General features: G+C 60.5%; 5 protein-coding genes. 2 read left to right on the plus strand and 3 right to left on the minus strand.

All coding sequences use genetic code 11. The features are described 5' to 3' along the window. Positions 1-4: 4 nt before the first annotated feature. The 3 genes from JMJ97_RS06930 to glgB all read right to left on the minus strand — a co-directional run bounded on the left by JMJ97_RS06930 (position 5) and on the right by glgB (position 6,005). On the minus strand, positions 5-1,153 hold the full coding sequence (locus JMJ97_RS06930) for a glucose-1-phosphate adenylyltransferase (protein WP_006233920.1): 1,149 nt from the start codon (positions 1,151-1,153) through the stop codon (positions 5-7). Positions 1,154-1,261: 108 nt separating this feature from the next. Beyond that, positions 1,262-3,688: a glycogen/starch/alpha-glucan phosphorylase gene (locus JMJ97_RS06935; protein WP_260699664.1), complete on the minus strand. Its 2,427-nt coding sequence runs from the start codon at positions 3,686-3,688 to the stop codon at positions 1,262-1,264. Positions 3,689-3,782: 94 nt separating this feature from the next. Continuing rightward, complete coding sequence (glgB, locus tag JMJ97_RS06940; RefSeq protein ID WP_260699669.1) at positions 3,783-6,005, minus strand: 1,4-alpha-glucan branching protein GlgB; 2,223 nt, start codon at positions 6,003-6,005, stop codon at positions 3,783-3,785. 331 nt (positions 6,006-6,336) lie between these two features. Between glgB and JMJ97_RS06945 the strand changes: the two genes are divergently transcribed. Beyond that, entirely contained in the window at positions 6,337-7,026 is a 690-nt protein-coding gene (locus tag JMJ97_RS06945; protein ID WP_260699665.1) for an HAD family hydrolase, read from the plus strand. A 9-nt stretch (positions 7,027-7,035) separates the two neighbouring features. Then, positions 7,036-7,719, plus strand: coding sequence for a thiamine diphosphokinase (locus JMJ97_RS06950; protein WP_260699666.1), 684 nt, complete (start codon positions 7,036-7,038; stop codon positions 7,717-7,719). Positions 7,720-7,768: the final 49 nt, after the last annotated feature.

The following is a 7,768-nucleotide window of genomic DNA, read 5'->3' on the forward strand; positions in this document are numbered from 1 at the left end:
CGGATCATTCCCCCTTCCCGATAACGACGTCATTTCCAACGACGGCCGTATCCTTGGTGGTATCGACAGAGCCGAGCTTCACGCCCTCTTCGACCGTGGAGTTCTCGCCCAAAATTGCGCGGCAGATGTGCGCGCCGCTCTTAACGTGCGCACCCGGCAGCAGCACGGAGTCCTCGACCACGGCGCGCTCCTCGATGATGACATCGGTCGAAAGGATCGAGTGGCGAGCGGTGCCGTAGATCTTGCAGCCGTTGGAGACCAGGCAGTCGTCCAGGCGGCCGTCCGGGCCAATGTAGTGCGGCGGTCGCGTGGTGATGTTGGACATGATGGGGAAGTGCTTGTCAAACAGATCGAACTCGGGGTTATTGCCCAGCAGGTCCATCGAGGTCTCGTGGAAGCTGGCGATGGTGCCGACATCCTTCCAAAAGCCGTGGAACTCGTAGCTGTACAGGCGCTTGCCCTCGCCGAGCAGCTTGGGGATGATGTCCTTGCCAAAGTCGTGGCTCGAGCGCTGGTCCAGAGCGTCCTCCTCGAGCGCCTCGATAAGCACGTCGGCCGAGAAGATGTAGATGCCCATGGAGGCGAGGTTCGAATCGGGCTTATCGGGCTTCTCGGTGAACTTGGTGATGCGGCCGTCCTCGGGGTCGGTGGTCAGGATGCCAAAGCGGCTGGCCTCCTCCCAAGGCACGGGCATAACGCTCACCGTGAGGTCGGCGTTGTTCTCAATGTGCGTCTTGAGCATCTTGCGGTAGTCCATGCGATACAGGTGATCGCCCGAAAGAATCAGGACGTACTTGGGGTCGTTGGCCTTGATGTAGTCCAGGTTCTGCGTAATGGCGTCGGCCGTGCCCGCATACCAGGCGCCGCCGGTCTGCGTCTCGTACGGCGGCAGGATCGACACGCCGCCGTCGCGGCTGTCCAGATCCCACGCCTCGCCGGAGCCCACGTAGGCATGCAGCAGGTAGGGGCGATACTGCGTCAGAACGCCCACCGTGTCGATGCCCGAGTTGGAGCAGTTGGAGAGCGAAAAGTCGATAATGCGGAACTTGCCACCAAAGCTAACCGCCGGCTTAGCGATCTTTTGGGTGAGTGCCCCTAATCGGCTGCCCTGTCCTCCTGCGAGGAGCATCGCGATGCATTCTTTCTTACTCATCGATTTCTCCTTCTGTCATCGATGTTCCTAAACCCATTAGCGACGGGCGCGGCGCAACGTCACGCCCGTCGAGTAATGCCGTGCTGGCATAGGGGAGCTCGCGCGCCTTTAAGCGTGCCAGATCTCGTCGCGGTACTCGCGAATGGTGCGGTCGCTAGAGAACCAGCCGGAGGAGGCGGTGTTGAGCAGCGCCTTGCGGTTCCAGGTCTCCTGGTCGCCGTAACTGCCCGTGAGCGCCTCCCAGGCGTCGACGTAGCTGCGGAAATCGGCCATGACCAGGTCTGGGTCGTTGTTGTTCATGAGCTCGTTGTAGATGCTCTCGAAGTTGCCCGAAAGACCCGCAAACGTGTTGTCCTTGAGCTCGTCCATCACACGGCCCAGACGCTCGCGGTCGCCGTTGAGGGTATCCCACGCAAAGTAGCTGTTGGATGCCCAGAGCTGCTCGACCTCGGGAGCGGTCAGGCCAAAGATGGCCTCGTTCTCGCGACCGGCCAGGTCGGCGATCTCGATGTTTGCGCCGTCGAGGGTACCCAGCGTAATGGCGCCGTTCATCATGAGCTTCATGTTGGACGTGCCCGAGGCCTCCTTGCCGGCCGTGGAGATCTGCTCCGAGATCTCGGCGGCGGGGTAGATGAGCTGGGCGTTGCTCACACGGAAGTTGGGGATGAAGCAGACCTTCATGACCTCGTTGACGCGCGGGTCGTTGTTGATGACGTCGGCCACGGAGTTAATGAGGCGGATGGTCTCCTTGGCAAAGGTGTAGCTCGAGGCAGCCTTGCCGCTAAAGATGAAGGTCGTCGGCGTCACGTGGAAGTTGGGATCGGCGATGCGACGGTTGTAGATGTCCATCACCTTCATGATGTTCATGAGCTGGCGCTTATAGGCATGGAAGCGCTTTACCTGAACATCGAAGATGGTGTTGGGGTCGATGACCAGACCGGTCTCGGCCTTGACGTAGGCGGCCAGGCGTTCCTTGTTGGCACGCTTGGAGGCACCCACGGCCTTCAGGAACTCGGTGTCGTTCTGGAACTCCTTGAGCTTCTCCAGCTCAAAGGCGTCCTTCAGCCAGCCATCGCCAATGGCCTCGGTCACGAGCTTGGCGTAGGTGGGGTTGGCCTCGGCAAAGAAGCGACGGTGCGAGATGCCGTTGGTCTTGTTGTTGAACTTCTCGGGCGTCAGGGCATAGAAGTCCTTGAGCACGATGTTCTTGATGATGTCGGAGTGGATCTTTGCCACGCCGTTGACGCTGTGGCTGCAGATCACGGACAGGTTGGCCATGCGAATCTCGCCGTCCCACAGGATGGCGGTCTGGCGCAGACGCTCCTGCCAGCCCTCCTGCGTGGTGTCGAACGACTCGTGCCAACGACGGCTGATCTCATCGATGATCTGGTACACGCGGGGGAGGAGCTTGGAGAACGTGCCGATGGGCCACTTCTCTAGAGCCTCGGGCAGGATGGTGTGGTTGGTGTAGCTCACGACCTGCGTCACGATGTTCCAGGCGTCGTCCCACTCGAGCTTCTTCTCGTCGATGAGGATACGCATGAGCTCGGGGCCGCACATGGCGGGGTGGGTGTCGTTGGTATGGATGGCCACAAACTGCGGCAGCAGCTCCCAGTTCTCGCCGTGCTCCTTCTCAAAGGTGTCGAGCAGGCTGTAGATGCCGGCCGAAACAAACAGGTACTCCTGCTTCAGGCGCAGCAGACGGCCGTGCTCGCCGGCGTCGTTGGGGTAGAGGATGGCGCTGATGGCCTCGGCCTCGGCGCGCTCGGCGTCGGCCAGGGCGTAGTCGCCGCGGTTGAAGGCCTCCAGGTCAAAGTGCTCCTCGACCGGCTCGGCGGCCCAGACGCGCAGCTTATTGACGGTCTCGCCGGCATAACCCACCACGGGGATGTCATAAGGGACGGCCAGGATGTCCTGCGTGTCCACCGTGCGGTAGAACGTGCGGCCGTTCTCCTCAAAGCCCTCAACATGGCCACCAAACTTAATGGTCACGGCCTTATCCTGACGACGGACCTCCCAGGGATAGCCGTGGGTGAGCCACTCGTCGGTGGCCTCGACCTGGCTGCCGTTGACGATCTCCTGCTTAAACAGGCCGTAGCGGTAGCGCATGCCGTTGCCGTAGCCGGCAATGCCCTCGGCTGCCATGGAATCCAGGAAGCACGCGGCAAGACGGCCCAGACCACCGTTGCCCAGTGCCGGATCGGGCTCCTGGTTCTCAATGACGGACAGGTCAAAGCCCATGTCGTCGAGCGCCTCGGCGACCATGTCACGCACGCCAAAGTTGAGCAGGTAGTTGTCGAGCAGGCGCCCGATCAAAAACTCGATCGAGAAGTAGTACACGCGCTTTTTGCCCTCGGCGGTGGCGCGGGCGTCGCTCTTGGTGGCAACGGTGCGGGCCTTCTCGGCCACGAGCTTGGCCAGGGCGTTAAAGCGGTCGAGGTCACTGGCGGCCTCGACGCTCTTGCCGCTGATGCTCATGACGGCATCGCGATAGAGCTCGGTAAACTCCTGCTTGTTGTCGAAGATCTTATTCATACGTTCCTTTCCCCCGGGGATGTTTCTCCCGGAACGGTTATGACTTGTATCCTACGCCTCGGCGAGGCGGGTAATTACAGTGGTAACGCCTTTGTTACGCTTTCTTGGCAGGAGCCTTAACAGCAGCTGCCTTGGCCTTGGGAGCAGCCTTTTTGGTGGCTGCCTTCTTGGCCGTGGTGGACTTGGCCGGAGCCTTCTTGGCGGCCGCGACCTTGGGCTTCACCGAGGACGTGCGCTTGCGCGTTGTCTTCTTGGGCTCCTCGACCACGGGCGGCTTGTAGCTGCTGGGACCGCGGCGCTTAAGCACCACGCCTGCCAGACCGGGCACCTTAATCTCGATGGAGTCCATCTGCCCGTTCCAGGGATAGGGCTCGCTCGAGCAGGTGTAGGGCTCCTCGCCGGCATAGCCGCTGCCGCCAAACTCAGGACGGTCGGAGTCAAAGACAACCTCCCAGTCACCCTCACGCGGCACGCCCACGCGGAAGCTCTCGTAGCTCGCCGGGTCAAAGTTAATCAGGATCACCAGATCGTCATCGACGTCCTCGCCCTGACGCACAAAGCTCACGATGGACTGCTTGGAGTTATCCGCGTCGATCCAGGTAAAGCCGTCGTCGGTGTAGCCGCGCTCGTACAGGGCGGGCTCGGCGGTGTACAGGTGGTTGAGCGCCTTAATGAACGCCTGATGATGACGGTGGGTCTCGTACTCCTCGGTCAGGAACCACTGAATGGACTCGTAATAGCGCCACTCGATAAACTGGCCGATCTCGTTGCCCATAAAGTTGAGCTTGGCACCGGGGTGCGTCATTTGGTAGAAGGCCAGCGTGCGCAGACCGGCAAACTGGCGCCACCAGTCGCCCGGCATGCGGCCGATCAGCGAGCACTTGCCGTGCACGACCTCGTCGTGGCTCAGCGGGCAGATGAAGTTCTCGGTAAAGGCGTACATGATGGAGAACGTGAGCAGCCCGTGGTTGCCGGGGCGCCACGGAAAATCGGTCTGCATGTAGTGCAGGGTGTCGTTCATCCAGCCCATGTCCCACTTGTAGTGGAAGCCCAAGCCGCCGTCCTGCGGCGGGTAGGTCACGAGCGGCCACGCGGTGGACTCCTCGGCCATCATCATCACGTCAGGGTAGTGGGCCTCCACGGTGCAGTTGACCTGGCGGATAAACGCGCTGGCGTCCAGGTCCTCCTCGGTACCGTACTTGTTGAACTTCTTTTGCCCCGGATCGTCGATACCAAAGTTGAGGTACAGCATGCTGGACACGCCGTCCATGCGAATGCCGTCCACGTGGAAGTTCTCGAGCCAGTACAGCACGTTGGAGACCAGGAAGGAACGGACCTCGCCGCGGGCGAAGTCAAACTTATGCGTGCCCCAGTTGGGGTGAATCTCGTGCTCAAACAGCATGTGGCCGTTAAAGGTGGCAAGACCGTGGGAGTCGGCGCAAAAACCGCCGGGCACCCAGTCCATGATCACGCCGATGCCCGCCTCGTGGCACGCATCGATAAAGTGCATGAGCTGCTGCGGGTTGCCGTAGCGCGACGTGGCGGCATAGTAGCCGGTCGTCTGGTAGCCCCAGGAGCCGTCGAAGGGATGCTCCATAAGCGGCATGACCTCGATATGCGTATAGCCCATGTCGCGCACGTAGTCCACGAGCTCCACCGACAGGTCGTCGTAGGTGTAGAACTCGCCGCGCTGCGCGGGGAAGGGGTCCATGGGGCCGGGGTAGTTGCCGTACTCGTCGGGCTCGCCCTGCGGCGCGTCGCCGTGGCGCTTCCACGAGCCAATATGCACCTCGTAGATGTTGAGCGGCTGTGACATGTGGTTGTGGCCGGCTCGGCGCTTGAGCCACGCGGCGTCGTTCCACTTGTAGCCATCGAGGGTCCACAGCACGCTGGCGGTACCCGGAGGGCACTCGGCCTTAAAGGCGTACGGATCGGCCTTGTAGAGCTTTTCGCCCTCGTTGGTCTCGATGAGGTATTTATAGAGCTGACCCTGCTCGGCGCCGGGAATAAAGCCTTCCCAAATAGCGCTCGTATGCACGGGCACCAACGGGTTGGCCTGCTCATCCCAGTCGTTAAATTCGCCAATGACATGGACACTCTTTACATCGGGCGCCCAAACGCAAAAACGCCAGCCGCGCGTACGGTTCTGCGTGTCGGGGTGCGCGCCCATCTTTTCCCAACTACGCTCCCACGTGCCGATGCCAAACAGATAGACATCGTCTTTGGTGAGCTCCGGCGCGTGCGGGGCGGCTTTACGGGTAGCAGGCTTTTTGGTTGCTGGCTTTAGCTTTTTATCGCTCACGTTTGATCCCATCATGACGCGGCAGCGTGTTGCCTTGGTGACTAGATGCGAAAGGTCCAAGGCTGCACGAATCGAAGGGACGGCGAAGTTTCTGTGATTCGTTCCACCTCGCGTGCTCGGTGGAACTTTCGGCAGAAACTACGATAACACCTGTGCGTTAGTTTTATGGACGAAAGCGGATTTGCGGGGGCGTTTAATCGGTAAGCGACATGTTTATACCACTGGCAGAATTGCCGTGGTAAAACTCTTGACAGTTTTACCAATTTGGGTTTCAAAATTGTCTGTCTGACGTTTGGTAAAACGTTTTTAGCAGGATGTTTACCATTTGATATCGAAAGGTTCGTTTATGCCCCATTCCGCCACTCCCAAGGTTGCTTTTATTTTCGATTGCGATGGCACGCTGGTTAATAGCACCCCCGTTTGGGCTTATGCTCAGCCCGAGTTATTGCACCGGCACGGTGTCGACGTGACGGTCGACGATTTTGCCCAGTTTGAGCATTTGTCGCTCGAGGACGAGTGCCAGGCCTACCACGACACGTGGGGCATTGGCGCGAATGGCGAGGAGCTGTATCGCGAACTGAGCGACATCCTGATCGATGGCTATTCGAAGGTGCCGCCTCGCGAGGGGCTCCTGGCATTTTTGGAGCAGGCGAAGGCGGCGGGCATTGCCATGTGCGTTGCCACGTCCACGCCGGCCGAGCTGGTGCAGTCCGCGCTCGCTGGTGCCGGGCTCGACGCTTACATGGAGTTTGTTACCACGACGGGTGAGGCAGGACGCTCCAAGCAGTTCCCCGACGTATACGAGCTTGCGCTGCGCCGCCTGGAGGAGCGCCATGGGCACAAGTTTGAGCGCGCATGGGTGTTTGAGGACGCCGTCTTTGGACTTAAGAGCTCTGGGGTCGCCGGCTTTAAGCGTGTAGGCATTTATGACCCGCACGGCCGCATGAAGCGCGACGACGTGCGCGCCAACTGCGACATCTTTATCGACAGCTATGAGGACCTGGATCTGGCCCGCGTGCTTTCGTTTGAGGGATAGGCGAGGGCTGTGGCTTGCAAGGTATTAGTGGTCTGCGGCTCGCCCGTGGTGGCGAGCGCGAATCTGTTGCGTAGGCTAGCAGGGGAGTGCGACTACGTTGTCGCCGTGGACCGCGGCCTCGACGCGCTATTGAGTGCCGGCCTGGGCTGCGACGTTTATGTGGGGGATGCCGACACGGTGAGCGACGCAGGTCGCGCGTTGGTCGATGCCGCCACCAACTTTGAAGTTGAGCGCCATGACCCGTACAAGGACTATACCGATCTGGCGCTGGCGCTCGATTCCGTCCGCCGTCGCTGGCCGGGATCCGAAGTGGTTGCGACCTGCGCCACCGGCGGCCGTCCGGACATGGCGCTTTCCGTACTGGGCCTGCTCGCGGGCTACGAGGATGCCCCTGTCTGGATTACCGAGGACAAGGTGGTCGCCCGTATCCTTCACGCAGGTGAGTCGTGGACTATCGAAGGCGCCGAAGGCAAGACGTTCTCAATCATCGCCATTGCCCCTGGGACGGTGGTAAGCGAGCACGGCCTAGAGTGGGAACTAGATCACAGCCCCCTGGGTTTGTTGGCCGACACAGGCATTAGCAACATAGTAAGATCTACCGCAAAGACCGAAGTCCACACCGGTACTGCAATAGCGTATTTGCTGCATCAGGGTTTTATCCGCCGTCCCAGGAAAACCCGTAAGTGCGGTTGATTTTCAATCTCAACGCAACAGCCTGAACGGACCCCGCGTTTCCGCAGCT

This window comes from Collinsella aerofaciens, assembly GCF_025289055.1.
GTDB lineage: Bacteria > Actinomycetota > Coriobacteriia > Coriobacteriales > Coriobacteriaceae > Collinsella.